Source organism: Streptomyces sp. CWNU-52B (assembly GCF_047444975.1).
Classification (GTDB): domain Bacteria; phylum Actinomycetota; class Actinomycetes; order Streptomycetales; family Streptomycetaceae; genus Streptomyces.
Map to the genome: position 1 here is coordinate 231,027 of NZ_JBLFJV010000007.1, position 25,633 is coordinate 256,659.

Below are 25,633 nucleotides of genomic sequence, written 5' to 3' on the forward strand. Positions count from 1 at the left end.
CCACGACGTTCCTGTGACCGTTCACGGACACAACGAAAGAGCAGGCAGCAGTGGTCGCCGCGCTGACTGCTGCGTTGACGGCGCGCTCCACTGTCCCTGTGCCCCTGCGCCCCCGCGCCGTGTGCCCGTGCTGCGGGCGTGACCGTGCTGCGGACATGATCGGTGACCGGTGATCGGTTCACGTGCGTTGGAACGGCGATGTCCGGAAGGCCCAGCCGCCGTGTCGGGAACAGCAGGTCCGGCTGGCAAGGTTGCTTAGATCGAGGGGCCGGCGCCGTACGGGCAGGACACGGAGAGCACGAGGTCGTCCGCCCTATCAGGCTCCGGGCCCCAGAATCGCGGTACGCACGCCGTGCACTGCACGTGGACCAGGACATATTTCCGCAGGAGGATTTTCCATGACCGACCGACCCTTGACGCTTATGGCAGTACACGCCCACCCCGACGACGAGGCCACCGGAACCGGCGGAATCCTCGCGCGGTACGCAGCCGAAGGCATCCGCACGGTTCTCGTGACCTGTACCGACGGCGGCTGCGGTGATGGGCCAGGGGGTGTCAAGCCGGGCGATCCAGGGCACGATCCGGCGGCCGTCTCCTTGATGCGCCGTCAAGAACTCGAAGCGAGCTGCGCCGTCCTGAAGGTCAGCGATCTGGAGATGCTCGACTACGCCGACTCCGGGATGATGGGCTGGCCCAGCAACGACGCCCCCGGATCCTTCTGGCAGACCCCCGTCGAGGAAGGCGCCGCCCGACTCGCGGAACTCATGCGGCACTACCGGCCCGACGTGGTCGTCACCTACGACGAGAACGGCTTCTACGGCCATCCCGACCACATCCAGGCCCACCGCATCACGATGGCGGCGCTGGAGATGACCGAGCTGACGCCGAAGGTGTACTGGACCACGATGCCCCGTTCGGGGACGCAGCGGTTCGGCGAGATCATGCGTGAGTTCCATCCCGACATGCCGGAGCCGGACCCCGCCGAGGCCGCCGCGATGGCCGAGATCGGCCTGCCCGACGACGAGATCACCACGTGGGTGGACACCTCCGCGTACAGCGGTCAGAAGTTCGACGCGCTGGCCGCGCACGCCAGTCAGGGCGAGAACATCTTCTTCCTCAAGATGGGCGTGGAGAGGTTCGGCGAGTTGATGGGCGTGGAGACCTTCCTACGGGTCAAGGACGCCACCGGCGCCGCCGTCCCCGAGAAGGATCTCTTCGCCGGGCTGCGCTGATCCGCCCGCCCGCCGGGGCGTCGGCCGGCGGCCGATGGCGTACGCGCTTGTCGGCCGCCCTGTTGCCGGTGTGACCGAGCGGGGGAGTTTCCCCCGCCGGCAGGATGTCGGCCGGGGGCCGGCGTCCTGCCGGGAGCGTTCGCTGCGGTGAACCATTCGACCGGGCACGGGACATGTCGACCAGAAGATGAACAGGCGGAACACGTCTGACGCACGCCGCCACCGCTGGCGACCTCAGACGACGGCGCCTTCGAAGATCCCGTACAGTCTCACGAGTTGCTGGCCGCATTTGCAAAATCTTCCAGCGAACGAGCCATCGGTGAATCGCGATTCGAGGAGAGCGTCGAGGGCAGCCCCGGTCGACCGGCGAAGCCGCTGGTCACCCACATCCTTTGGACCCCGTAGGGGCTCCGTGCTCCCTCGTGGCCATGTCACTGCTCTGTGACAGCGGTGTCCTGGAACGACGGCATCGGAACCCCGTCGGCCCGCAGCCCCTCCTAGTGATCAACCAAGCGCCACAAGGCCGCGACCACTGCGGTCTTCACCTACACGTTCCAAAAGGGGATTTCATGTCCGGCAACCGCCGCAAGGCTCTTCTCGTCTCCGTAGCCCTCGTGGGCGGCACCATGCTGATGACCGCCTGCCAGGAGTCGGACCCGGCCCCCGACACCGACGCCGCGAAGAATTCCTCTTCCTCCTCCACCGCCACCGACAGCCCGTCGGGCAGCACGGACGCCCCTTCCGACTCGTCGGACACGGGCGGCGGCTCGGACGCGGACAAGGGCTCCGGCGTCGACACCGGCGACGGCAAGAAGGTGCCGGTCGAGCAGACCTGCGGCACCAACGACCTCGACTGGAGCACCAAGTCCGAGAGCCAGGCCGGCGGGTACATCCTGCTCATGGCCAAGGCCAAGTCGGGCATCACCTGCTACCTGCCCGCCGCGCTTCCCATCGTGGCGTTCGGATCCGACGGCACCGAGGCCGGTCCCGCCGAGCAGAGCGTCGGTGAGCAGGTCAAGCTGAGCGGAAGCACCACCGCCTACGCCGGGGTCAACCCGCACGGCTCCAAGGAGGACGGCGGCAAGGAGCTCAAGGAGATCATCGTCGTCGCCAACAGGAACGACTCCGACCCCGTCTCCCTGCCGGTCGACACCATCACTGTCGCCGAACCGATCGTCACCAACTGGCACACGTCCCCGACCGAGGCCGTCCCCTTCAGCTGAACGGCCCGTGGACCTATGGCCAGCGGAAATCGGTCGCTTGCGAACGTCTCCGACCGATTCCGACTGATTACGACCACCTCTGAAGACCTCCGACGACCTCTGACGACCTCCGGTCACTTCCGCCAGAACAAGTGGTGGGCCACCCCGCTCGGACTGGGAACCACCTCCAGGTGGAAGCGGTCGAGCAGCTCGTCGGGGGACTCCCAGAGGCGTACGCCGGATCCGAACTTCAGCGGTGAGACCGCCACGTGCAGGGTGTCTACCAGGTCGGCGTCGAGGAACTGCCGGATCGTGGAGGCCCCGCCGCCCAGTCGGACGTCCTTGCCCTGAGCCGCCTCCCTGGCCTGGTCCAGGACCGTGGCAGGGTCTCCGTCGACGAAGTGGAACGTGGTGTCGGACAGCGTGAACGACGGACGGGCGTGGTGGGTCAGGACGAACACCGGCGTACGGAACGGGGGCTCGTCGCCCCACCAGCCCTGCCACTCCTCGTTCTCCCAAGGCCCGCGCTGCGGACCGAACTTGTTGCGGCCCATGATCTCGGCGCCGATGTTGCGGTCGTAGTCCCGGATGAGGAGGTCGTCCAGGCCCCGGCTCCCACCTGGCTCTGTACGCATCGACCAGCTCGCCGTGTCGCCTGCCCAGGCGAACAGCTTCCCGGGGTCCACATGGCCGAACGGCCTTTCGAGGGACTGGTCCTCGCCGGCGCCGATCCCGTCACTCGAGACGTTGAAGTTCTGGACCCGCAGCAACTGAGTCATACGTTCCTCCTGCTTTGTGCGTCTGAGCCGGGCCGTGCCGGGCCGGGCCGTGTGCCAGCATCGTCGACGGTGGTGTTCTTGCGAGTGATGAGACTTGCCCGACACGGGAAACTCATCGCTGAAACGGCCACCGATCGCTGCCGGCCGCGCCCCTTCAGCCTCTCAGTCGCTCAGTCGCTCAGCCCCTCTGCCCCTCTGCCCCTCCGTCGCTCAGCCCCTCAGTCGCTCAGCCCTTGAGTCACTCGGTCCTTGAGTCCGGTCAGATCGGTACCGCCACCCCCGTGAACGTCGTCTCCGGGGTCTGGGGGCTCGTGAAGCGGGCGTTGACCAGGTACAGGCGGTTGGCGTAGCGGGCCGCCGTCGTGGGGATGTCGAAGCGCGGGTCCGTGATCGTGCCGGTCAGGGTGGCCTTCGTGGACGTGGAGTCCAGGTGGAACACGCTGATCAGGTTCAGGCGGTTCTGGACCACGTACAGGGTGCGGCCTATGCGGTGGAGGCCGTCGCCGTTGGCCACGTCGGGCGTGCCCACCAGGGTGATCCTCGTCGCGTGGCCCGTCCTGGTGTTCACCTTGTACAGCTCGCCCGGCGTGCTCTTGACCACGATCAGGGCACGGTCGTCGGGGGTGCCCACGACACCGTTGGCGTTGTTGACGTCGGGGAGCTGGACCCAGTCGCCGGTCAGCGGCAGGGTGCGTACCGCTCCCGAGCGGCCGCGCGGTACCGCGTACAGCGCCGCGGCCCGTGAGTCGGTGAACCAGGCCCGGTCGCCGAGGAGCGTCACGTCGTTGATGAAGTGGCCTGTCGCTTCCGACAGTTGGTGGGTCGCCACGACATCGCCCGTACGGGAGTCGTGGGTGCGTGCCACTCCCGTGTTGCCCGCCACGTACAGCAGGCCGTCCCGGTCCAGTTTCAGGCCCACGGCCACCAGGCCCGTGTCGCCCGCGAAGAGGATCTTCCCCTTCCCGGTACGCAGGTCCGTGCGGAAGATCGCCCCGTTGGCCCGCGAGCCCATGTACGCGTACGGCTCTCTGCCGATGGCGATGCCCTCGGGCAGGAAGCCGTCGGGCAGCGGGAACTCCGTCGGCCACTTGGTGGCGGAGCCGGCGGAGGCAGCGGAGGCAACAGAGGTCGCGGAGCTTGTGGCCGCCGTGAACGCGGTGAGCGCCGCGCCGCCCAGGAGTGCGCGCCTGGAGAAGCTGGAGGAGTGGGGGTGGTCGCCGGTCGTGTGTGTCGTGCGGGTCATCGTTCCTGGCCTCCCTCGAAGGGTCGAAGAACTACAACTCCGGCTCTGTGCACGCCCGTTCGGGCACCGCCCGAGCTGTTCGCCCATCCTTGCCCAACAGCGGCGCCCCGCCCCCTCCCTTACCGGGTTTCGACAGAGGATCGACAGCTTGGGTCGACACCCCGGTCCGGCACCCCGGTCCGGCAGTCCGTTCCGGCAGTCCGGCAGTCCGGCAGTCCGGGTCAGCCGTTCCAGCTCTCGTCATACGGGTCCCTCGGCGCCGGCACCGGCTTCGCCTCGGTGACGTCCAGGAACGGGATGACGCCGTCGTTCACCGGGTCCTTGGTCTGCTTCGTGGTGTAGGTGCCGGTGACCTCCAGCCATGCGTCCGACCGCAGGACCGGAGGCATGTGGCCCGTCAGGCCTATCTTCACGGGCTGGGCGTCCGCCGCGCAGCAGCTGAGCGCCATCCGGACCAGGTAGGGCGTGCCGTCGCGGCCCACCGCCAGGAAGCCGGCCGTCCTGATACGGCGGTTGTCGAGCGAGTGCCCGCGGTCGTACGCGGCGCGGCCCGCGTAGTCGACGAGGCTCAGCCGGACGGTGTCCCCCTTGGGCAGGTCGTCGAAGCCCCACGGCTGTTTCTGCAGGGCCGTACCGGTGCGCAGGGCGCTGTACGAGCCCAGCGCCGGCGGCGCCACCAGGATCAGGGCCAGGAGCGGGAGCACCATGAGCCAGGCGATACGGGGTTCCCGGTGCGCGTGGGCGTGCGCGTGAGACTTCTCCCCCTCGACCTCGGCGGTGGCCCTGCGGTCGTACCAGACCGTCGCCACCGCCGTCGCGATCAGGACCACCCCCGCCGCGAGCAGCAACGGCCTCAACCCCGCCTTGACGTACCGCAGATAGAGGTCGGTGAGGCCCGCGTGCAGGATCGCCCCGCCGGTGAGGAGGAGCACGGCCGCCTGTGCCTGGCGGTTCACAGCAGCACCGCCCCGACCAGCGACGACACCAGGACGGCCAGCGTGAAGGTGGCCGGTGCGAAGCGCAGCGCGAACCCTCTTCCGAACGTCCCGGTCTGCATCGCGAAGAGTTTCAGGTCGATCATCGGGCCGACGACGAGGAAGGTCAGCCGGGCCGTGAGCGAGAACTGCGTGAGCGACGCGGCCACGAAGGCGTCCGCCTCCGAGCAGATGGACAGGAGCACGGCGAGGACCGCAAGGGCCAGGACCGACACCACCAGGTGGTCGGCGGCGAGACCGAGCCAGTCCGCCGGTACCACCGCCTTGAGGGTCGCCGCGGCCATCGCGCCGACCACCAGGAACCCTCCCGCGTGCATCACGTCGTGCCGTACCGAACCCCAGAACGCCGCCCCTCTGCCCATGCCTTCCCAGGACGGGCGGGCCGGTGGGCGCAACCAGTCGGCGCGGCCCAGCCGTTGCCAGAGCCAGCCCATCGCGCAGGCCACCAGCAGGCTCGCCACGAAGCGGGCCAGGACCATCTGCGGCTTCCCCGGGAACGCGACCGCCGTCGCCGTCAGCACGATCGGGTTGATCGCCGGGGCCGACAGCAGGAACGTCAGCGCCGCCGCGGGCGCGACACCCCGGCGCACCAGCGCCCCGGCCACCGGCACGGACGCGCACTCGCAGCCCGGCAGCACCGCCCCGGCCACACCGGCGACCGGGACCGCGAGGGCGGGCCGTCGCGGCAGCGCGCGGGCGAAGAACGACGGCGGTACGAACACCGCGATGACCGCCGACAGCAGCACGCCGAGCACGAGGAAGGGCAGCGCCTGCACGATCACCGCGACGAACACGGTCATCCAGCTCTGCATCACGGGCGCGGACAACGCCCCGCGGATGGGCCCCTGGAGCACCACCCCGGCGAGCAGCAGCATGGTCAGGACGAGGGGCGAGCTGAACTGCCAGCCCTTCGGTCCCTCCGGCCCCCGGTCCTCGATCCCGGTGCCCCTGGTGGCCCCGGTGACCCCGGTGACCCCGGTGGGCCCGTTCGGTGCTGTGTCGGTCGTGGTCACGGGAGTTGTGGTCACGGGAGAGGTACCTCCGGTAGGGAGGGGCTTCGTCGGTGGATCGCCCTCCACCTTCAGTACGCCCGTACCGGCACAGCGTCTCATCCGGGTTCCGGCAACTCACCTGCGGCAGCCCTCCGTACGGCTTCCCGCACGACTTCCCGTACGCCCCCTCGTGCAACCGACCGGCCCCTTGAGGCACTCTGTGATGTTGTGGCAACCCTTCCGAATCAGAGCGGACCGGACGATCGTGTCGCGCACATGGTGGTGTGCGGGGACGATGCCCTCGCGCACCGGCTGGCAGCCGAGTTGCGCGGTGTCTACGGGGAACGGGTGACACTGGTCGTGCCGTCCGACGAGCGGACCGCGAGACCACCGGTCGTCGGACGGGCCCGTGCCTCGACGCTGCTGGACCGCGTGTCGGCCGCCGTGACCCGGGCCGCCGGCAACAGCACCACCACCGGCGGCGGGAACGGCAACAGCGGCGGCACTGGCGGCAGCGGTGGCGGTGACGGCGTCTTCAGCGGTGTCTTCGGCACCTCCGGCCGTGGTTTCGGGGTCTCCGAAGGACCGGGCCCCGACCAGGTGTTGGAGGCCGCGGTCCTGACCGAGGCCGTGCTCGCCGAGGCCGGGATCGAGCACGCCGCCGCGCTCGCGCTCGTCCATGACGACGACGAGACGAACATCCGCGCCGCCCTCATGGCACGCCGCCTCAACCCGCGTCTGCGGCTGGTCATACGCCTCTACAACCGCCGTCTGGGCCAGCACATCGAGGCCCTGCTCGACCAGGCCTCCGCGCTCGCCATGGCGGGGGCCGGGGACTCCGCGGACGCGCCCGAGCCCGGTCTCCTCGACGCCTCCACGACCGTACTGTCCGACGCGGACACCGCCGCGCCCGCGCTGGCGGCCACCGCGGTGGTCGGGACCAGCAAGGTCGTACAGACCGACGGGTTGATGCTGCGAGCCGTCGAACGGCCGCCGCCGAGGCCCGGACAGGTCGCCGACCCCGGTCTGTGCACCCTGGCGCTGCTCTCGGCCACGGCCAACGACCCGGCGGGCGCGGACGGTTCGGAGGACAGCGGCGACCAGGGGCCGCGGATGCTGCCCGACGAACAGTCCGTGGCCGAGGCGACCGGCCGCGGCACCGTCGTCCTGGAGGCCGTGTCGTACTCCGGCACCCCGCTTCCCGAGGGCCGCCGCCTCCTACCCATCGGGCAGTTGTTCTCCCGAAGGCTGCGCTGGTCCTTCGCCGGTCTGGTGGCCTGCGTGGTCGCGCTCGCGGTCACGTCCATGATGGTCACCGGCGAGCATCCGCTGCACGCCGTCTATCTGACCCTCCTCGATCTCTTCGCGATCAACGAACCCGCGATCGAGGACGGCCGCGGCCGACAGATCCTCCAACTCCTCTCCGGTCTCATCGGGTTGCTGCTGCTTCCCGTGCTCGTCGCCGCGGTCCTGGAGGGCCTCGGTACGTTCCGCAGCGGGTCGGCGCTGCGCAAACCGCCCCGGGGGCTCTCCGGCCACGTCGTCCTCCTCGGCGTCGGCAAGATCGGTACGCGCGTCCTCGCCCGCCTCCGCGAACTCCACATCCCCGTGGTGTGCGTCGAGGCCGACCCGGAGGCGCGCGGGCTCGCGCTCGCACGCCGGCTGCGCGTACCCGTCGTCCTCGGTGACGTCACCCAGGAAGGCGTCCTGGAGGCCGCCAAGATCCACCGGGCACACGCCCTGCTCGCCCTGACCAGCGCCGACACCACCAACCTCGAAGCCGCCCTGTACGCGAGGTCAGTACGCCCCGATCTGCGCGTCGTCCTGCGGCTGTACGACGACGACTTCGCCACGGCCGTCTACCGCACCCTGCGCGCCACCCACCCGAACGCGCTCACCCGCAGCCGCAGCGTCTCCCACCTGGCCGCGCCCGCCTTCGCCGGAGCGATGATGGGCCGTCAGATCCTGGGGGCGATCCCCGTGGAACGCCGGGTGCTGCTCTTCGCGGCCCTGGACGTCGCGGGGCACCCGGAGCTGGAGGGGCGCACGGTCGCCGAGGCGTTCCACGCGGGGGCGTGGCGGGTACTGGCCCTGGACACGGCGGCCCAGGACGAACGGAGCGCGTCCCGCCCGGGGCCGGGACGGGGTCCGAGGCCGGGACCGGGATCCGACCCCTCCCCGTCCGCGCCGAACCGCCCCTGGCCCTCGCCCTCGCCCGCGGCTCCGACCCCGGCCCCCGCCCCGGCTCCCCCCACGCCGGATCGCGACCGGGATCGTGACCGGGATCGGGATCGGGATCGGGATCGGGATCGGGATCGCGACGCCTCGGCCTCCGACCGGCCCTCGGGGCTGGTCTGGGACCTGCCGCCCACCTATGTGCTCGGTTCCGGGGACCGTGTCGTCATCGCCGCCACCCGGCGCGGTCTCGCCGAACTGCTGGGCCGGCGCGACCGGCACCGCCCCGACCCCTCGTCAAGGTTTTCCACAGGCTGAGGGCCCCGTCGGCACGATGTCGCCCTGTGCGTGCACTATGGGGCCATGACTGAGAGCAACGGGGCCATCCCGCCCGAAGGAACCATGCCGGACTGGGAGAAGCGCTTCCGGGCGCCGCGGGTGTCCTTGCCGGACTGGGCGGAGGACGCCCCGCACCGGTCCCTGTTCGTGTCGAACGCGACAGGGACGTACGAGTTGTACGCGTGGGACCGTGACACGGGCGCCCAGCGCCAGGTCACGGACCGGCCCAACGGCACGACGGACGGCGTGCTGTCGCCCGACGGCGAGTGGATCTGGTGGTTCGACGACAAGGACGGCGACGAGTTCGGCATCTGGAGACGACAGCCGTTCGCCGGGTCCGGCACCGATGGCACCGATCACACCGACAGCGGTGACGGCAGTGGCGGCTCCGGCGGCGCGGCCGTTCCCGACGGGCCCGCCGCCCCCGGGCTCGAACCCTCCTATCCCGCCGGGCTCGCGCTCGGCCGGGACGGGCGCACGGCGATCGTGGGCCGGTCCACCGACGAGGACGGTTCGACGATCTACGTCAGCCGGACCGGTGAGGACCCCGTCGAGGTCTACCGGCACCGGGAGTCGGCCGGCGTCGGCGACCTCTCCCACGACGGCTCCCTGATCGCGATCGAGCACACCGAGCACGGTGACGCGATGCACTCCGCGCTGCGGGTGCTGCGGATGGACGGTTCGGCGGTCGCCGAGCTGGACGACACCGAGGGCGGCACGGCCGAGCTGGGCCTTGAGGTGCTGGGCTTCGCACCCGTCGTCGGGGACACCCGGCTGCTCGTCGGGCACCAGCGGCGCGGGCGCTGGGAGCCGATGGTGTGGGACGTGGCGTCCGGCGAGGAGACCGACCTGGCGCTCACCTCCCAGCTGGACGGCGACCTGAGCGCCGAGTGGTATCCGGACGGCTCCGCCCTGCTCGTCGTCAACAGCTTCGAGGCGCGCAGCGAGCTGTGGCGGTTCGACCTGGCCACCCGGCAGCTGGAGCGGGTGCGGACGCCGAAGGGCACGGTGTCCGGCGCGACGGCCCGCCCCGACGGCAGCGTGGAGTACCTGTGGTCGTCGTCCGCCGAGGCGCCGGTGGTCCGCTCGACGTCCGGCGAGATCGTCCTGGACCCGCCCGGCCCGAAGGCCCCGCGGTCGGTGGCCGTCGAGGACGTGTGGGTGGAGGGTCCCGGCGGCCGTATCCACGCCCTCGTGCAGCGGCCGGCCGGCGCCACGGGTCCGCTCCCGGCGGTCTTCGACATCCACGGCGGTCCGACCTGGCACGACAGCGACTCGTTCGCGGCGGGCCCGGCGGCCTGGGTGGACCACGGATACATGGTGGTCCGGGTCAACTACCGGGGCTCCACGGGGTACGGGCGTGAGTGGACGGACGCCCTCAAGCACCGGGTCGGCCTGATCGAGCTGGAGGACATCGCGGCCGTACGGGAATGGGCGGTCTCGTCCGGGTCCGCCGACCCCGACCGGCTGATCCTGACCGGCGGCTCGTGGGGCGGCTACCTCACCCTGCTCGGCCTGGGTACGCAGCCCGAGGCGTGGGCGCTCGGTATCGCCGCGGTGCCGGTCGCGGACTACGTGACGGCCTACCACGACGAGATGGAGGCCCTGAAGGCGATGGACCGCACGCTGCTCGGCGGCACTCCTGAGGAGGTCCCGGAGCGCTTCGAGGCGTCGTCCCCGCTGACGTACGTCGACGCGGTGAAGGCACCGGTCTACATCTCCGCCGGGGTCAACGACCCGCGTTGCCCGATCCGCCAGGTCGACAACTACGTGACCCGGCTCGCCTCGCGCGAGGCGGACCACGAGGTGTACCGCTACGACGCGGGGCACGGTTCGCTGGTCGTGGACGAGCGGATCAAGCAGGTCCGGCTGGAGCTGGACTTCGCGGAGCGCCACCTGGGCCGGTGACACCCGACCCCGCCGGCCGATCCCGCCGCCCGACCTCGCCTGCGGGTCGGTCGGCGGACCGGTGGCGGGTCGGTTCCCTTGTGGGCCGGGGCGGCTGAGGCACCCCTCGACCGCGCCTGGCGCAAGGGCCCCGTACCTTTGAGGTTGTGTACCGGTTCCTGCTGACGCCCCGCTGGTGGGGGATCAACGTCTTCGTGCTGTTGGCCATCCCCTTCTGTGTGTTCATGGGGTCATGGCAGTTGTCCCGGTTCGAGGACCGGGTCCAGGACCACCGCGACGCCGACGCGCACGCCACGGCCGCCGAGTCCACGGCGGCCAAGCCGCTCGCCCGGCTGCTGCCCGTGGACAAGAAGACGTCGGGCATGCAGGCCACGGCGACGGGCCGGTACGGGAAGCAGTTGCTCGTGCCGGACCGGGAGCTGGACGACAAGAACGGCTTCTACGTCCTGACGATGCTGCGCACCGACGACGGCCGGGCCCTGCCCGTGGTCCGCGGCTGGCTCCCCGGGGACGCCGGCACCGCGAAGGTCCCGGCGGCTCCGGCCGGCGAGGTCACCGTGACCGGCGCGCTCCAGGCGTCCGAGTCGCCCGGGTCGAACGGCGTGCCCGCCGCGGGCGGGCTCCCCGCCGGACAGACGGGTGCGATCAGCGCGGCGTCGCTGGTGAACCTCGTGCCGTACGAGCTGTACGACGCGTGGATCACGCTCGCCGATGCCGACTCGGGGATGCGGGCCGTGCCCGCCTCGGCTCCCTCGGACACCGGTCTGGATCTGAAGGCCTTCCAGAACCTGGGCTACACCGGTGAGTGGTTCGTCTTCGCCGGGTTCGTGGTCTTCATGTGGTTCCGGCTGATGCGGCGTGAGGTGGAGTTCGCGCAGGACGCGGAGCTGGGGCTCACGGAGGAGACTCCCACCGACTCCGACTCCGGCGCTGGTTCCGATACCGGCGCCAGTTCCGGCTCCGGCTCCGCGAAGGTGTCGTCCTCTTCTACCGCCTGATCGCTCGAAAGGCCGAGCGGTGGCCCGAGGTCGCGCCCCGGGCCCGCCGCGGTCGTGGTCAGGCTCCGGACAGGATCCCGGTCCGGTAGATCGTCCCGGCACACGCGTTGGCCACGGTCGCCGACGTCACGGGTGCGCCGCCCTCGGCCACATAGGTCACGCTGACGCTTCCGTCGACGGTCCCGTCCGCCTTCATGAGCTGCGTGCCCACACCGGTGGTGCCGTCCGAGGACGTACCGCCGCTGGGGTTGTCCGTGGGGGTCGGGTCGGGCGAGGGGTCTCCGCCGCCGTTGTCGCCACCGGCGGTCGGGCAGGTCTCCGAGGGCACCCAGGCGAACTGCACGGTGTACGTCCCGCTCGGCGGCAGCACCAGCGAGGCGGCGTAGGTGGACGGATCGGGCAGTCCGCCGGCCGGGTCGCCCGCCACATGGAGAGCCGTGCCGAGCCGGGACTGGTCCGCGGCGCCCAGCGCGGCCGGGGACATGGAGCCACCGCCGACGACCGTACAGCTGGCGCCCGAGACGTTGGTGATCGTGAAGGTGCCGTAGACCGCGCCGGTGGCGTCGGGCGCGCCCGCGCCCCCGCTGGACGCGGCGAGCTGGGCCGGCGCGCAGGTGGGCGCGCTCGCCATGGACACGGACGGCTCGACACCGCCGGTGCCGCCCTTGCCGCCCTTGCCCTTGTCCGACTCGTCCTTCTTGCCGCCCTTGCCCGAGCCCTTGGACGAGTCGGAGGAGTTGCCCGAGTTGCTTCCCGCGGAGGCTTCCTTGCCTTCGTTCCCGCCGCCCTGGGTCGCGGAGGCGTTGCCCGCCATGGACGGGTCGGCGTCGGAGCCCGTTGAGTTCGAGACGTGCAGGAGGGCCGGGACGGCCGTGCCGATGAAGAGCGCGGCGGCCGCCGCGCCCACCAGGGCCTGGCGCTTGCGCGCCCGCCTCGCCGGTACCGCGCGCCGCAGATGGTCCAGCGTGCCGTCGGTCGGCTCGATCTCCTCGACGGCCTGGTGCAGCAGTCGCCGCAGGCCCAGCTCGTCGGTGCCGAACACATCAGGACCGGCCCCGTCGGTTCCGGCCCCGTCGGTTCCGGCCTCACCGGCACCGAGACGCTCGGCGGGCGTACGACCAGGGGCCGCGTCCGAGTCCACGTCCGAGGCCGCGTCCGACTCCGAGTCCTTGGGCGCGTCCGGCTCGCTGCCGGCCGCGGCCTTCGCGTCCGCCGCGGCCTTCGTGACCGCCGCGTCCGTCGTATCAGCCGTGTCCGAGTGACCCGACTCCCGCGGGCCCGAGTTCTCCGAGGGGCCGTGATTCACAGTTCCGTTCCCAGCGTGCTGCTCGTGCTCGTCGGCGTCGCCGAGGCGACCGTGTTCTTCGTGCCGTTCTCGCTCGTCGTACCCGCTCATGCCGAGGCCTCCATGACGACGCGCAGCGCCGCGATGCCGCGCGAGCCGTACGCCTTCACGGAACCCAGCGAGATGCCGAGGGTCTCGGCGACCTGCGCCTCGGTCATGTCGGCGAAGTACCGCAGGACCAGGACCTCGCGCTGGCGTCTCTGGAGTCCCTTCATCGCCTTGATCAGGGCGTCGCGCTCCAGCTGGTCGTACGCGCCCTCCTCCGCGCTCGCCATGTCGGGCATCGGCTTGGAGAGGAGCTTCAGGCCGAGGATGCGCCGACGCAGCGCGGAGCGCGAGAGGTTGACGACGGTCTGGCGCAGATAGGCGAGCGTCTTCTCCGGGTCACGCACGCGCTTGCGCGCCGAGTGCACCCGGATGAACGCCTCCTGGACGACGTCCTCACAGGACGCGGTGTCGTCGAGGAGGAGCGCCGCGAGGCCGAGGAGCGACCTGTAGTGGGCGCGATAGGTCTCGGTGAGATGGTCGACGGTGGTGCCGGCCGCCAGGGCCTCGTCAGCGCCTTCACGCTGATTCGGGATGCGGGTCGACCGCGCTGCGGGCATGGGGGCGATCACCGGCATGCCGCCGCCGGACGCGCCGGACGTGCGGGGTCGGCGGGGCGGACGAAGGGCAGTGCCCCGCGTCGCCACAGTGAATTCGAGTACCTCAGCCACGCCAGTTGGACACGCGTACCCCCATTGGGGTTGTACGCGGCAGGCATCACTTTTACGTCGGACTGCATGCCAGACAGTTCGCTATGTGCCCTCATACGTAAAAGCTCATCCCCTATGCCCCATATGAACGTGGCGTCCGGTCAACCCCTGAAGGGCGACCGCAAAGACGCTCCCCAGCCCCGTGCGGTTGCAGAGAACGGGGAGGAAAATCTTCGAACGCCAGAGGCTCGGGTTCAAGTGTGGTCCGGACCACAGCACTGGCGACGGCCGGACCACAGAAGTCACACAGATCCTACAAAGGATTCAGCTTACGACCAGAGGATTTCCCGTCCGGACCCGCCCACACGCGGCGATATGTCGCGAATCCCCTGCCGGACTCCTGGATTCCGAGCAGGTCACAGCTCCGCCGCCACCAGCTCCGCGATCTGGGCCGTGTTCAGGGCCGCGCCCTTGCGCAGGTTGTCCCCGCAGACGAAGAGCTCCAGTGCCGTCGGGTCGTCGAGCGCCCGCCGCACCCGCCCGACCCAGGTGGGGTCCGTACCGACCACGTCGGCCGGGGTGGGGAACTCCCCCGCCGCCGGATTGTCGAAGAGGACGACCCCGGGCGCCGTGGCGAGGATCTCGCGCGCCCTGTTCACCGTCACCTCGCCCTGGAAACGGGCGTGGACGGTCAGCGAGTGCGTGGTGACGACCGGCACACGTACGCAGGTGACGGCGACCGGCAGCTTCGGGAGGCCGAGGATCTTGCGGGACTCGTCCCGCACCTTCATCTCCTCCGAGGACCAGCCGTCCTCGCGCACGGTCCCGGCCCACGGCACCACGTTGAGCGCCACCGGCTCCGGGAACGGCCCGGTGTTGTCCCCCACCGCCCGCCGTACGTCGCCGGGGGTCGTCCCCAGTTCCGTACCGGCGACGAGCTTCAGTTGCTGCCGCAGGGTGTCGACGCCGCGCTGTCCGGCCCCGCTCACCGCCTGGTACGAGGAGACCACCAGCTCGCGCAGCCCGAACTCGGCGTGCAGCGCGCCCAGGGCCACGATCATCGACAGGGTCGTGCAGTTGGGGTTGGCGATGATGCCGCGCGGCCGGACGCGGGCGGCGTGCGGATTGACCTCGGGCACCACGAGCGGCACCTCGGGGTCCATCCGGAACGCGCCGGAGTTGTCCACCACGACGGCCCCCTTGGCGGCCGCCACCGGCGCCCACCGCTCGGCCACCTCGTCGGGTACGTCGAACAGGGCGACGTCCGCCCCGTCGAAGGCCTCCTCCGACAGGGCCACCACCTCGACCTGCTCGCCGCGCACGGCCAGCTTGCGGCCGGCCGAGCGCGGTGAGGCGATGAGCCGGATATCGCCCCAGATGTCCGCGTGTTCGGACAGGATCCGGAGCAGGACCGTGCCGACGGCTCCGGTCGCGCCCACGACCGCGAGCGTCGGCCGCCCGGTCATCGTCGTACGCCTCCGCACGGGGGGACGGTCATCGTCCGGTGCCTCCGTAGACGACGGCCTCGTCGCTGTCGGAGTCGAGCCCGAAGGCGCTGTGCACGGCGCGCACGGCCTCGTTGACGTCGTCCTGGCGGGTGACGACCGAGATGCGGATCTCGGAGGTCGAGATCAGCTCGATGTTGACGCCCGCGTCGGACAGCGCCTGGAAGAACGAGGCGGTGACGCCAGGGTTCGTCTTCATCCCCGCGCCGACCAGGGAGATCTTGCCGATCTGGTCGTCGTAGCGCAGCGAGTCGAAGCCGATCGCGTCCTTGGCCTTCTTCAGGGCGTCGATGGCCTTGTGGCCCTCGGACTTGGGGAGCGTGAAGGAGATGTCCGTGAGGCCCGTGGAGGCCGCGGACACGTTCTGCACGATCATGTCGATGTTGATCTCGGCGTTCGCGATGGCCCGGAAGATGACCGCGGCCTCGCCCGGCTTGTCCGGGACGCCGACGACGGTGATCTTGGCTTCGGAGATGTCGTGCGCGACTCCGGAGATGATGGCGTGCTCCACCTGCGCGTCCCCTTGCGGATTCTCGTTGCTGACCCAGGTGCCCGGCAGTCCCGAGAAGGACGAGCGGACGTGGATCGGGATGTTGTAACGGCGTGCGTACTCGACGCAGCGGTGCAGCAGCACCTTGGAGCCCGAGGCGGCGAGCTCCAGCATGTCCTCGGAAGAGATCCAGTCCATCTTCCGGGCCTTCTTCACCACCCGGGGGTCGGCGGTGAACACACCGTCGACGTCCGTGTAGATCTCGCAGACCTCGGCGTCGAGGGCGGCGGCGAGGGCGACGGCCGTGGTGTCGGAGCCGCCGCGCCCCAGCGTGGTGATGTCCTTCTTGTCCTGGCTGACGCCCTGGAACCCGGCGACGATCGCGATGTTGCCCTCGTCGAGCGCCGTCCTGATGCGGCCCGGCGTGACATCGATGATGCGCGCTTTGTTGTGGACGGAGTCGGTGATCACACCCGCCTGGCTGCCGGTGAAGCTCTGGGCCTCGTGGCCCAGGTTCTTGATCGCCATCGCCAGCAGGGCCATGGAGATGCGCTCTCCCGCTGTCAGCAGCATGTCGAACTCACGCCCGGCAGGGATCGGTGATACCTGCTCGGCGAGATCGATCAGCTCGTCCGTCGTGTCACCCATCGCCGACACCACGACAACGACCTGATGGCCGTTCTTCTTGGCGTCGACGATTCGCTTGGCGACACGCTTGATGCCCTCGGCATCGGCTACGGAGGAACCTCCGTACTTCTGCACGACAAGGCCCACGTGCGCTCCTCGCTCAGTCCGTCGTACCGCACGACTGCGGTCGGCTCAGTCTAACGAGCGGCCGAATCCCACCCGGGTGATATCGCATCGTGAGATGTCCCGCTCACAGGTTGATCACTCGGGCCTGGCCGGTGTCCGGTCGTCCGATCGGTCGGCGTCCGTCGTCCGGCCCTTCGGCCGCTCCAGGACCGCATCTGCCCGGCCCGGACTCACCTCACTCGCAAAGTGCGCCGCGTCACACCTGCCGGTGGGGGCGCGGGAACGGGTGCGGGGCCCGGGGTCGGCGCCCCCGGGCCCCGCGCCATCGCCCGCAAGTCGGCACCACCCAGAGGCCGCCGCGCCGCCGGGTCACCCTCGTACCGCCGGCGGCCGTGCGGACCGCGCGCCTGCCCCAGGCCCCGCGCCATCGTCCGCGAAGCGGCACCGCCCAGAGACCACCGCCACGCCCGCCGGACCGCCCTCGCCCCGTCAGCGACCCGGCCAACCACCGCGCCGGGTCGCCGACCTGGGCCCCGCACGGGAGCGGGTTGTTCTCGTTCTGAAGTGGTGGCCCCGCCTAGCAGCCTGCTTCGGCGGGTGGTGGTGTTCGGGTGGGCTACTTGACCTCGCGCAGGCCCAGTGGGCCCGCGATCTCCTGTGCCATCACCTTGCCCGCCTCCTCCGCGAGAGCGTCCTCGCTGAGGTCCTGGTCCGTGTCCAGGCCGTCCAGCTCGTCCAGGGGCTGGTTCAGGCGGACGTGGGCCACCAAGGACTGCAGGGCGCGCAGGGTGGCCGAGGCCGTGGAGCCCCAGTTCGAGAAGTACGAGAACTGCCACCACCACATGGCCTCGGTGGTGCGGCCCGCCCGGTAGTGGGCCATGCCGTGGCGCAGGTCCGTGATGACGTCGGCCAGGTCGTCCGAGATCCGGGCCGGGACCGGGGGCTTGCGCGGCTCGTACGGGTCGAAGACCTCGGAGTAGACGTCGACCGGGTCGAGCATCTCGGCGAGCCGTTCACGCAACCCGTCCGCGTCCGGCTCCGGGCCCAGGTCCGGCTCGTAGCGCTCGTCGGGAAGAATGTCCTCGTGCGCGCCCAGCCGGCCGCCGGCCAGCAGGAGCTGGGAGACCTCCAGAAGCAGGAAGGGGACGGCCGAGTCCGGCTCGTCGCCTCTCGCGACCTCGGTCACGGCGACGAGGAAGCTCTCGATCTGATCCGCGATCTGGACCGCGAAGTCGTCGGGATCCTGAGCGGTCGCGTGCAGCGTGGCGTCAGACATCTAGAAGCCGGCCTTCCTCAAGAACTCCGTAGAGAAGTTCGTCAAGAACTTCGTTCGGTACGTCAACCAGTCGGTCAGACATCCAGCAGCCGCCTTCCCTCGAAGGCGCGCCCCAGGGTGACCTCGTCGGCGTACTCGAGGTCACCGCCCACCGGCAGCCCGCTGGCGAGGCGGGTGACCCTGAGGCCCATGGGCTTGATCATGCGGGCGAGGTAGGTGGCCGTGGCCTCCCCCTCCAGGTTCGGGTCCGTGGCCAGGATCAGCTCCGTGACCACGCCGTCGGCGAGCCGCGCCAGCAGCTCTCTTATCCGCAGGTCGTCCGGGCCCACACCCTCGATCGGGCTGATCGCCCCGCCGAGCACGTGGTACTTGCCCCGGAACTCACGCGTCCGCTCGACCGCGACCACGTCCTTCGGCTCCTCGACCACACAGATGACCGAGAGGTCGCGGCGCGGGTCGCGGCAGATGTTGCACAGCTCCTCCTGCGCCACGTTCCCGCAGGTGGCACAGAAGCGGACCTTCGCCTTGACCTCCATGAGGCACTGCGCGAGACGGCGCACGTCCGTCGGCTCCGCCTGGAGGATGTGGAAGGCGATCCGCTGCGCGCTCTTGGGACCGACGCCGGGCAGTCGCCCCAGCTCGTCGATGAGGTCCTGGACCACGCCTTCGTACACGGATTGCCTTCCTGTTCCTGCTCGTCCCGCAAGGTCGTTCGAAGTCGTTCAAGGTCGTTCAAGGTCGTTCGGTACGTACCGTGATCGCGCTTGCTCTCTTGGTACGTACGGTAGTTGGCGGTCGGCCTTCTTAGAAGGGACCGCCGGGATGACTTAGAACGGCAGGCCGGGGATGCCGCCGGCACCGGCACCGCCGCCGAGTCCCTGGGCCAGCGGGCCGAGCTTCTGCTGCTGGAGCGTCTGGGCGTTCTCGTTGGCCGCCTGGACCGCCGCGACGATCAGATCGGCGAGGGTCTCGGTGTCCTCGGGGTCGACGGCCTTCGGGTCGATGACCAGGCCGCGCAGTTCGCCGGAGCCCGTCACCGTCGCCTTCACCAGGCCACCGCCCGCCTGGCCTTCGACCTGCGTCCGCGCCAGCTCCTCCTGCGCGTTCGCGAGATCCTGCTGCATCTTCTGGGCCTGCTGGAGCAGCTGCTGCATATTGGGCTGGCCACCACCGGGAATCACGATCAGCTCCTGGGTCGTACGGCTGTTTGTACGGCTGCAACCACGACTGCGACTACGGCTGTGAGCACGGCCGTGGGTGTTGCCTCGGGTACGGCTTTCCGGCGGGGTTTCCACCTTGGCACGAGCCTACGTGGTCGACCCGGCCGTCGCTCCGGCACTCTTTCGAGTGAGAGGACAGGTTGGCCTATACCTGATCAAGGCCCACGTCTGAGCGGAAAAGCCCTGAAAACAGGGCTGCCGCCACCCGTTGGGCGGTATTAAGGGTGCGGCGCGTCAGTACCTCGCGCCACGTTACGGTCACGCAAAGTAACGATTTGTCACGATGAGGGAGCGTCGGGTGAGCCAGCCGGACATGCAGCCGGAGGGGCCGGCCCAGGACGGCCGGGACGACGGCTCGGGGCCCGGCGGGCCGGGACCCGGTGTCGACCTGACGGGGCGGGCCCTTCCGCTCGGCGACTGGGGCGAGCCCGCCGAGCGGCTCCACGAGCTGTACCGGTGGGTGGAGGAGGGGGCGCTGGCCACGGCGTCCTGGTACCTCACCGACCGGGTCCGGAAGCGGCGAGGGGCGCGGGCGCTGCGGGCCGGGGCCGCCGCGGGGGCCCTCGCCGGGGCCGCGCTGCCTCTGCTGGACCTCGCCGGGGTGCTGGGCGGGGGCGCCTCCTGGGGGTATCTGGGGCTGCTGGTGGCGGTCGCCTGTGTGGCGGGGGACCGCTTCTTCGGGCTGACCTCCGGGTGGATAAGGGACATGGCGACGGCTCAGGCCGTGCAGCGGAGGTTGCAGGTACTTCAGTTCGACTGGGCGTCCGAGTGTGTGCGGGAGGTTCTCGGGCCGACCGAGGGGACCGCGGGGGAGGCCGCCGAGCGGTGTCTCGGTGTGCTGCGCAGGTTCACCGAGGACGTGACGGAGCTGGTGCGGGTGGAGACCGCGGACTGGATGGTGGAGTTCCGGGCGGGGGTCGTGCCGTTCGCCCTCCGGGCGGGGGTGGGTGGGGGTGTGCGGGTCGATGTCGCGCCGTCCGGGCGGCCTCCGCTGCCGCCGGGGGCTCGGCCGAACATGCCTCGGCAGCGGCCGCCCGAGCCTCGGTAGGGGTTTCTCGCCCCCGCCGCCCCTGCCTTCCCTTCCCTTCCCTTCCCTTCCCTTCCCTTCCCTTCCCGTCCCGTCCCGTCCCTGGGCTGCCGCCCCCAGACCCCCGCATCAGACCCCCGCATCGCGCTGAACGCGCTCGTCCTCGAACCCCGGACGGGCTGGTGGGGGGGCTGGAGGGGTCAGCCCTCGGCGCAGACGCGTTGGCCCACCGGGGTCGCGCACGGCAGGTGGCCGTGGGTGCGGATCACGTCCTGGCCGCTTCCCCGGCTGATGTACGTGAGGAAGCTGGAGACGAGCGAGTCGGCGGGCGGCGAGCCGTAGGTGTACGCGTACTCGATCTCCCGGTACGGGTACGCGCTGTTGCCGTGCTCGATCTCCTCGACGGAGGGGTCGTGGCCGTCGAGGGTGACGCGGTGCACGCCCTCGTAGCCGGTGGCGAGGTTGAGCTCGCTGTAGCCGATGGCGCCGGGGATCCGCGCGACCGTACTCAGCACCTGGTCCGTGGAGAAGAGCTCGCAGCGGACGACCGGGGCGGTCGGATAGTCCTTGCGGGCGCAGTCGGAGGAGTAGTTGGCGCCCTCGTTGCGGCCCAGGACACGGCGCTGGAACACCTTGCGCGTACCGGAGTTGGCGTCCCGGCTGATCAGGTGGACGGGCAGGTCGGGACCGCCGAGCTGCTTCCAGTTGCTGATCCGGTCGCTGTACAGGCGGCGTACGTCCTGTGTGGAGAGGTCCTTCACCGGGAGGCCGTCGTGGGCGACGAGCACGAAGACCGAGACGGCGACCCTGGTCTCGCGCAGTTCCCGCAGGCCGCTCGGCTTGGGGCCGTCGGAGAGGGCGATCACCGGCGGGGAGCCCTTCTTCGACGCCGAGCCCAGCGTGTCGAGTTCCTGGACACCCGCGGTGGAGCCGTGCGGGTCCACCGCGATCGACGCGCCCTCGCAGTCGTCCTCGTACTTCGCGGCCAGCTCCCGCATCACCGGCTCGAACGCCGTCGAGCCGGTGACCGTCAACTCGCCCTGCTCGCAGCCGATCGGCGGCGGGGTGTCGTCACGGGCGACCACGATGACGGCGAGCGCGAGGACGCACAGCGTGAGCAGCCCGGTGATCAGCCGCGAGGCCCGGCTGAACAGCGGCGGCTTCTCGTCCGGCGTCGCACTGCGGTTGGGGTGGACCTCGCCGTCGCGGATGCCGCCTATGAGGCGTATCCGGCTGCCCACGTCACCGCCCGACAGCAGTACGAGCAGCTTGAAGTGCTCGCCGCGGTTGAGCGGGACGCGCGGGATGCGCAGGGTGTTGTCGTCGTAGGCGAGCCCGTTCGACGGGGTGAAGTGGTCCATCAGGTGGTCGGTGTCGGACGGCTGGGTGACCGACACCCCGCGGATCGTGCGGTCGGTGAACACGGCGGTCAGGCCGTGGAGTTCGCGCCCCGTGTAGTCCAGGTCGGCGATGCTCTGCGAACCGTCGTTCTCGATCCGCAGGAGGACGAGCGTCGCGTCGGACATGCCGGGCGCCTCGTCGAAGAGCCCGAGCCGGACGCTGGCCCTGCCGAGCCGGACGTCGTCCCCGATCGGGTTGTCCATCTGTACGCGGTAGCCGATGCGTTTGCGGCGCGGCACCCGGCGCTCGTACCAGACCATGATTCCCGAGGCCACGATGCCGACGGCCGCCGTGCCCACGGCCACCACGTTCTCTGCGCTGAACCACTCCACTGGGTGCCCCCCACCACTCCCGGAGCCGGACGATCCGGTCACTGTAGGTGCGGGGCCGCGGAGATCGCGGTGCCGACGGCTGAAGTTCAACTGCTGTTCAGGGGCTACTGCTTCGTGTACGTCAACGCTTCGCCGTTGCCCGTGTTCACGCGGCGCAGACTGCCGTCCGGCAGGACGGTCAGCTCCGTCGCCCCGCCCGGTGAACAGGACGAGGCCGGTTCGCCGACGCCGACCTCGGACGGGCCGATCCGCAGCGGGCCGCCGGCGCTCGGTGCCGCGGCGAGCGGCGCCCGGAACACACAGTGGTACGTGGTGCCGCCGTCCGCGGGTCCGTCCGCCGTGAGCGCCAGCACCGTGTCCCCCACCTCGCCCTGCTGGATGGCGAGTCGGCGGGTGTTGCGGCCCGAGGCGTTCTCTATGACCGCGGTCCAGGTGCCGAGGTACTTGGTGGGGACCGCGCCGTCCGCCGGGGGCGTGTCCGCCGGGGTGGACGGCTGCGTCGAGGGGCCCTGGCCGGACGGGTCCGGAGTGGTGGAGGCGCCCGTCGTCGGGTTCTTCGTGGGGTCGCCGCCGGCCCGGCCGTCCGCGTCACCCCGCATGAGCGCGTACACGGAGGCGCCCGCGCCGAGCGCGACGACCAGCGCCACGACGACCAGCACGACGGTGGACCGGCCGCCCCTGCGCGGCGGTTCCGGCGGGGGCTCCGACCAGGTGGCCGGACCGGGCTGGTACTGCTGCGGCTGCGGGTAGCCGTAGCCGGGGGGCTGGGGGTGCTGCTGGGGGTAGCCGTAGGCCGGGTGGAGGGGGGCCGGGGGTGAGGGGGGAGCCTGCTGCCCGCCGGTGCTCATCGTGGGGAACTGGCCGAAGGCGGCCGCCGCTTCCGGGGAGGCGGCCGACGGGGGCGGGGCGGAGGCGTCGGGGGTGGGGGCGTGCTCGGGGGCGGCCTCGGGGACGGGTATCGGGGTGGAGGCGGGCGTGGAGGCGGGCGTGAGCGTGGGCGTGGGCACCGGAGGTGAGGGCGGCGGGGCGTCCGGAGTCTTCCCGTCCTCGAACACCGGCCGCGTCGAGGACTCGGCCCCCTGCGCGTCCGAGGAGCCCCGGGCCTCTGGGACCTGTGGGGTCTGTGGGGTCTGTGGGACCCCAGGGTCCTCCGGGTCCTCCGGGTCCTCCGTCTCCAGCAACCGCACCGCGTGGCGGCCCAGTTGGGCCACCAGCATGCCCGGCAGCCAGGGGTCACGGCTGCGTCCGCCCATGACCGTGTCCTCCGCCCCCGTGCGCTCCAGGATGTCGTCGAGCGTCGGACGGGAGGCGGGGTCCTTGCGCAGGCACTGCCTGACCAGATCGGCTATGCCCTCCGGCACACCCTCCAGGTCCGGCTCCTCCTGCGCGATACGGAACATCAGGGCGTGCACCCCGCTGTTGGCCGTACCGAACGGAAGGCTGCCCGTGGCCGCGAACGACAGGACCGAGCCGAGGCAGAAGATGTCGCACGCGGGGGTGATCCGGTCGCCGCGGACCTGCTCGGGAGCCATGAAACCGGGCGAGCCGACGAGGGCGCCGGTACGGGTGAGGCCGCCGTCGGTGACCGTCTCCAGGGCGCGGGCGATACCGAAGTCGATGACGCGCGGGCCGTCGATCGTGACGAGGACGTTCGACGGCTTGAGGTCGCGGTGGATCAGTCCGGCCTCGTGGATGTCCTTGAGCGCGTGCGCGAGGCCGGCCCCGAGGATCCGTACGGAACGCTCCGGGAGGGCGCCGTGGTCGTGGCCGACGACCGTCTGGAGCGAGGGCCCCGCCACATAGCCCGTGGCGACCCACGGGATCGCCGCCTCCGTGTCCGCGTCGAGCACCGGCGCCGTCCAGTACCCGCCCACGCGGCCGGCCGCCCGCACCTCCTGACGGAAGCGGGCCCGGAACTCCTCCTGTTCGGCGAGTTCCTGGCGGACCAGTTTGACCGCGACGGTCCGTCCGCGGTCGGAACGCGCCAGGTACACCTGGCCCATACCGCCCGCGCCCAGCCGCGCAAGCAGCCGGTACGCGCCGATCCGGTGCGGATCCGCAAGTCCGAGCTTCTCCATCGAAACGACGCCCTCCCCCCGTGCCCGTGTGCCCCTGTGTGTGCGTGTGCGACAGCCAGCCCGAGGATAGTGCGGCGCGCCGGGGAGGAGGCAGGCGCGGTGTCTACGGTTCCGTAACAGCGAGTGCCGCTCCCGTCGCTGTCCATCCCCGTCCCCGTCCGTCCCCGTGCCCGCGCCGGAGCCACGCCGCGGGCAGGACGCCGATGTCGCGCACACCCTAGGCTCGGGCGCATGATCCCTCAGCCCGATCCCCAGGCCGGCGCCGCCGTGAAGGCGGCCGACCGCGCGCACGTGTTCCACTCCTGGTCCGCGCAGGAGCTCATCGACCCGCTCGCCGTCGCCGGTGCGGAGGGGGCGTACTTCTGGGACTACGACGGCAAACGGTATCTGGACTTCTCCAGCGGACTCGTCTTCACGAACATCGGCTACCAGCACCCGAAGGTCGTCGCCGCGATCCAGGAGCAGGCCGGGAAGCTGACCACCTTCGCACCCGCGTTCGCCATCGAGGCGCGGTCGGAGGCGGCACGGCTGATCGCCCGGCGGACCCCGGGCGACCTGGACAAGATCTTCTTCACCAACGGCGGGACCGAGGCCGTCGAGCACGCCACCCGGATGGCCAAGCTGCACACCGGCCGGCCGAAGGTGCTGAGCGCGTACCGCTCGTACCACGGGGCCACCGCGGCCGCGATCAACCTCACCGGTGACCCGCGCCGCTGGGCGAGCGACAGCGGGACGGCCGGGGTCGTGCGCTTCTGGGCGCCCTTCCTCTACCGCTCCCCGTTCCACGCCGAGACCGAGCAGCAGGAGTGCGAGCGCGCGCTCCAGCACCTGGCCGACACCATCGTGTTCGAGGGCCCGGCCACCATCGCCGCGATCATCCTGGAGACGATCCCGGGCACGGCCGGGATCATGATCCCGCCCCCGGGTTACCTGGAGGGTGTCCGCGCGCTCTGCGACGAGTACGGCATCCTCCTCGTCCTGGACGAGGTCATGGCCGGCTTCGGGCGGACGGGCCGGTGGTTCGCCGCCGACCACTTCGACGCCGTACCGGACCTGCTGACCTTCGCGAAGGGCGTGAACTCGGGGTACGTGCCGCTCGGCGGTGTCGCCATCTCCGGCGCCGTCGCCGAGACGTTCGCCCGGCGCCCCTACCCCGGCGGGCTCACCTACTCCGGGCACCCGCTGGCCTGCGCCGCCGCCGTCGCGACCCTGAACGTGATGGAGGAGGAGGGCGTCGTCGAACACGCCGCCCGGATCGGCGAGGACGTCCTGGGCCCCGGGCTGCGCGAGCTCGCGCTGCGCCACCCGAGCGTCGGCGAGTTGCGGGGCACCGGTGTCTTCTGGGCCCTGGAACTCGTACGGGACCAGGAGACCCGCGAGCCCCTCGTGCCGTACAACCCGGTGGGTGAGGCGAACGCCCCCATGGCGGCCTTCGGCGCCGCGGCGAAGGCACGCGGCCTGTGGCCCTTCATCAACATGAACCGCACCCATGTCGTACCGCCCTGCACCGTCACGGAGGCGGAGGCCAAGGAGGGCCTGGCCGCGCTCGACGAAGCGCTCTCCGTGGCCGACGAACACACGGCACGGCCGACGCCGTAGTCAGCCGTGGTCAGGGGTACGGCAGGAGATCTCCACGATCGGGGTGGCC

Annotated in this window: 20 protein-coding genes; 7 read left to right on the forward strand and 13 right to left on the reverse strand. The window is 71.0% G+C overall.

Annotation, left to right across the window (positions count from 1 at the left end; translation table 11 throughout):
* The first annotated feature begins 398 nt into the window (after window positions 1–398).
* Together ACLVWQ_RS10540 and ACLVWQ_RS10545 are read left to right on the forward strand one after the other, a co-directional pair.
* Window positions 399–1,232, forward strand: coding sequence for a PIG-L family deacetylase (locus ACLVWQ_RS10540; protein WP_414108043.1), 834 nt, complete (start codon window positions 399–401; stop codon window positions 1,230–1,232).
* Between the two features lie 569 nt (window positions 1,233–1,801).
* Window positions 1,802–2,455, forward strand: coding sequence for a DUF4232 domain-containing protein (locus tag ACLVWQ_RS10545; RefSeq protein ID WP_414108045.1), 654 nt, complete (start codon window positions 1,802–1,804; stop codon window positions 2,453–2,455).
* Between the two features lie 113 nt (window positions 2,456–2,568).
* On the opposite strand, the gene ACLVWQ_RS10550 is transcribed toward ACLVWQ_RS10545, so the two are convergent.
* From ACLVWQ_RS10550 to ACLVWQ_RS10565, 4 genes are all read right to left on the reverse strand, one after another.
* Window positions 2,569–3,213 carry a dihydrofolate reductase family protein gene (locus ACLVWQ_RS10550; RefSeq protein WP_414108046.1) on the reverse strand — a complete coding sequence of 215 codons (645 nt, stop codon included), beginning with the start codon at window positions 3,211–3,213 and terminating at the stop codon, window positions 2,569–2,571.
* Window positions 3,214–3,472: 259 nt separating this feature from the next.
* Entirely contained in the window at window positions 3,473–4,456 is a 984-nt protein-coding gene (locus ACLVWQ_RS10555; protein WP_414108047.1) for an SMP-30/gluconolactonase/LRE family protein, read from the reverse strand.
* A gap of 221 nt (window positions 4,457–4,677) precedes the next feature.
* Window positions 4,678–5,412, reverse strand: a complete 735-nt coding sequence (locus ACLVWQ_RS10560) for a TIGR03943 family putative permease subunit (RefSeq protein ID WP_414108048.1) — start codon at window positions 5,410–5,412, stop codon at window positions 4,678–4,680.
* Window positions 5,409–6,479, reverse strand: coding sequence for a permease (locus ACLVWQ_RS10565; protein WP_414108049.1), 1,071 nt, complete (start codon window positions 6,477–6,479; stop codon window positions 5,409–5,411). Before ACLVWQ_RS10565 ends, ACLVWQ_RS10560 begins: the two co-directional genes overlap by 4 nt.
* A 240-nt stretch (window positions 6,480–6,719) precedes the next feature.
* Between ACLVWQ_RS10565 and ACLVWQ_RS10570 the strand changes: the two genes are divergently transcribed.
* The 3 genes from ACLVWQ_RS10570 (at window position 6,720) to ACLVWQ_RS10580 (ending at window position 11,863) form a co-directional block, all read left to right on the forward strand.
* Entirely contained in the window at window positions 6,720–8,936 is a 2,217-nt protein-coding gene (locus ACLVWQ_RS10570; protein WP_414108104.1) for an NAD-binding protein, read from the forward strand.
* A 45-nt stretch (window positions 8,937–8,981) separates the two neighbouring features.
* A complete protein-coding gene (locus ACLVWQ_RS10575) occupies window positions 8,982–10,865 on the forward strand; it encodes a S9 family peptidase (RefSeq protein WP_414108051.1) in 1,884 nt (627 codons plus the stop codon).
* Between the two features lie 146 nt (window positions 10,866–11,011).
* The gene (locus tag ACLVWQ_RS10580) at window positions 11,012–11,863 is read left to right on the forward strand and encodes an SURF1 family protein (RefSeq protein ID WP_414108052.1); all 852 of its coding nucleotides are present in this window, start codon (window positions 11,012–11,014) and stop codon (window positions 11,861–11,863) included.
* Window positions 11,864–11,921: 58 nt separating this feature from the next.
* On the opposite strand, the gene ACLVWQ_RS10585 is transcribed toward ACLVWQ_RS10580, so the two are convergent.
* The 7 genes from ACLVWQ_RS10585 to ACLVWQ_RS10615 all read right to left on the reverse strand — a co-directional run bounded on the left by ACLVWQ_RS10585 (window position 11,922) and on the right by ACLVWQ_RS10615 (window position 19,108).
* Window positions 11,922–13,259: a hypothetical protein gene (locus tag ACLVWQ_RS10585; protein ID WP_414108054.1), complete on the reverse strand. Its 1,338-nt coding sequence runs from the start codon at window positions 13,257–13,259 to the stop codon at window positions 11,922–11,924.
* Window positions 13,256–13,831, reverse strand: coding sequence for a SigE family RNA polymerase sigma factor (locus tag ACLVWQ_RS10590; RefSeq protein WP_414108055.1), 576 nt, complete (start codon window positions 13,829–13,831; stop codon window positions 13,256–13,258). Before ACLVWQ_RS10590 ends, ACLVWQ_RS10585 begins: the two co-directional genes overlap by 4 nt.
* Before the next feature lie 488 nt (window positions 13,832–14,319).
* On the reverse strand, window positions 14,320–15,369 hold the full coding sequence (locus ACLVWQ_RS10595; protein ID WP_414108056.1) for an aspartate-semialdehyde dehydrogenase: 1,050 nt from the start codon (window positions 15,367–15,369) through the stop codon (window positions 14,320–14,322).
* A gap of 28 nt (window positions 15,370–15,397) precedes the next feature.
* Window positions 15,398–16,672 carry an aspartate kinase gene (locus tag ACLVWQ_RS10600; RefSeq protein ID WP_414108057.1) on the reverse strand — a complete coding sequence of 425 codons (1,275 nt, stop codon included), beginning with the start codon at window positions 16,670–16,672 and terminating at the stop codon, window positions 15,398–15,400.
* Window positions 16,673–17,267: 595 nt separating this feature from the next.
* Complete coding sequence (locus ACLVWQ_RS10605) at window positions 17,268–17,927, reverse strand: DUF5063 domain-containing protein (protein ID WP_414108059.1); 660 nt, start codon at window positions 17,925–17,927, stop codon at window positions 17,268–17,270.
* A 74-nt stretch (window positions 17,928–18,001) separates the two neighbouring features.
* A complete protein-coding gene (recR, locus tag ACLVWQ_RS10610; protein ID WP_055518210.1) occupies window positions 18,002–18,601 on the reverse strand; it encodes a recombination mediator RecR in 600 nt (199 codons plus the stop codon).
* A 153-nt stretch (window positions 18,602–18,754) separates the two neighbouring features.
* On the reverse strand, window positions 18,755–19,108 hold the full coding sequence (locus ACLVWQ_RS10615; protein ID WP_414108060.1) for a YbaB/EbfC family nucleoid-associated protein: 354 nt from the start codon (window positions 19,106–19,108) through the stop codon (window positions 18,755–18,757).
* A gap of 337 nt (window positions 19,109–19,445) precedes the next feature.
* On the opposite strand from ACLVWQ_RS10615, the gene ACLVWQ_RS10620 reads away from it, so the two are divergent.
* Window positions 19,446–20,195: an SLATT domain-containing protein gene (locus tag ACLVWQ_RS10620; RefSeq protein WP_414108061.1), complete on the forward strand. Its 750-nt coding sequence runs from the start codon at window positions 19,446–19,448 to the stop codon at window positions 20,193–20,195.
* A 179-nt stretch (window positions 20,196–20,374) separates the two neighbouring features.
* On the opposite strand, the gene ACLVWQ_RS10625 is transcribed toward ACLVWQ_RS10620, so the two are convergent.
* Both ACLVWQ_RS10625 and ACLVWQ_RS10630 read right to left on the reverse strand, forming a co-directional pair.
* Entirely contained in the window at window positions 20,375–21,907 is a 1,533-nt protein-coding gene (locus tag ACLVWQ_RS10625; protein WP_414108063.1) for a substrate-binding domain-containing protein, read from the reverse strand.
* Between the two features lie 104 nt (window positions 21,908–22,011).
* Window positions 22,012–23,985, reverse strand: a complete 1,974-nt coding sequence (locus ACLVWQ_RS10630; RefSeq protein ID WP_414108065.1) for a serine/threonine-protein kinase — start codon at window positions 23,983–23,985, stop codon at window positions 22,012–22,014.
* Between the two features lie 231 nt (window positions 23,986–24,216).
* Here ACLVWQ_RS10630 and ACLVWQ_RS10635 point away from each other — a divergent pair, with 231 nt between their 5' ends.
* Window positions 24,217–25,584 (forward strand): aspartate aminotransferase family protein, encoded by a 1,368-nt coding sequence (locus ACLVWQ_RS10635; RefSeq protein WP_414108066.1) that lies wholly within the window; start codon window positions 24,217–24,219, stop codon window positions 25,582–25,584.
* Window positions 25,585–25,633 lie beyond the last annotated feature (49 nt).

Coding starts and splice junctions, on each gene's coding strand:
- ACLVWQ_RS10585 (WP_414108054.1), bottom strand. CDS start 13,259: ATGAGCGGGTACGACGAGCGAGAACGGCACGAAGAACACGGTCGCCTC.
- ACLVWQ_RS10550 (WP_414108046.1), bottom strand. CDS start 3,213: ATGACTCAGTTGCTGCGGGTCCAGAACTTCAACGTCTCGAGTGACGGG.
- ACLVWQ_RS10570 (WP_414108104.1), top strand. CDS start 6,720: ATGGTGGTGTGCGGGGACGATGCCCTCGCGCACCGGCTGGCAGCCGAG.
- ACLVWQ_RS10630 (WP_414108065.1), bottom strand. CDS start 23,985: ATGGAGAAGCTCGGACTTGCGGATCCGCACCGGATCGGCGCGTACCGG.
- ACLVWQ_RS10545 (WP_414108045.1), top strand. CDS start 1,802: ATGTCCGGCAACCGCCGCAAGGCTCTTCTCGTCTCCGTAGCCCTCGTG.
- ACLVWQ_RS10635 (WP_414108066.1), top strand. CDS start 24,217: ATGATCCCTCAGCCCGATCCCCAGGCCGGCGCCGCCGTGAAGGCGGCC.
- ACLVWQ_RS10540 (WP_414108043.1), top strand. CDS start 399: ATGACCGACCGACCCTTGACGCTTATGGCAGTACACGCCCACCCCGAC.
- ACLVWQ_RS10575 (WP_414108051.1), top strand. CDS start 8,982: ATGACTGAGAGCAACGGGGCCATCCCGCCCGAAGGAACCATGCCGGAC.
- ACLVWQ_RS10555 (WP_414108047.1), bottom strand. CDS start 4,456: ATGACCCGCACGACACACACGACCGGCGACCACCCCCACTCCTCCAGC.
- ACLVWQ_RS10605 (WP_414108059.1), bottom strand. CDS start 17,927: ATGTCTGACGCCACGCTGCACGCGACCGCTCAGGATCCCGACGACTTC.
- ACLVWQ_RS10590 (WP_414108055.1), bottom strand. CDS start 13,831: ATGCCGGTGATCGCCCCCATGCCCGCAGCGCGGTCGACCCGCATCCCG.
- ACLVWQ_RS10595 (WP_414108056.1), bottom strand. CDS start 15,369: ATGACCGGGCGGCCGACGCTCGCGGTCGTGGGCGCGACCGGAGCCGTC.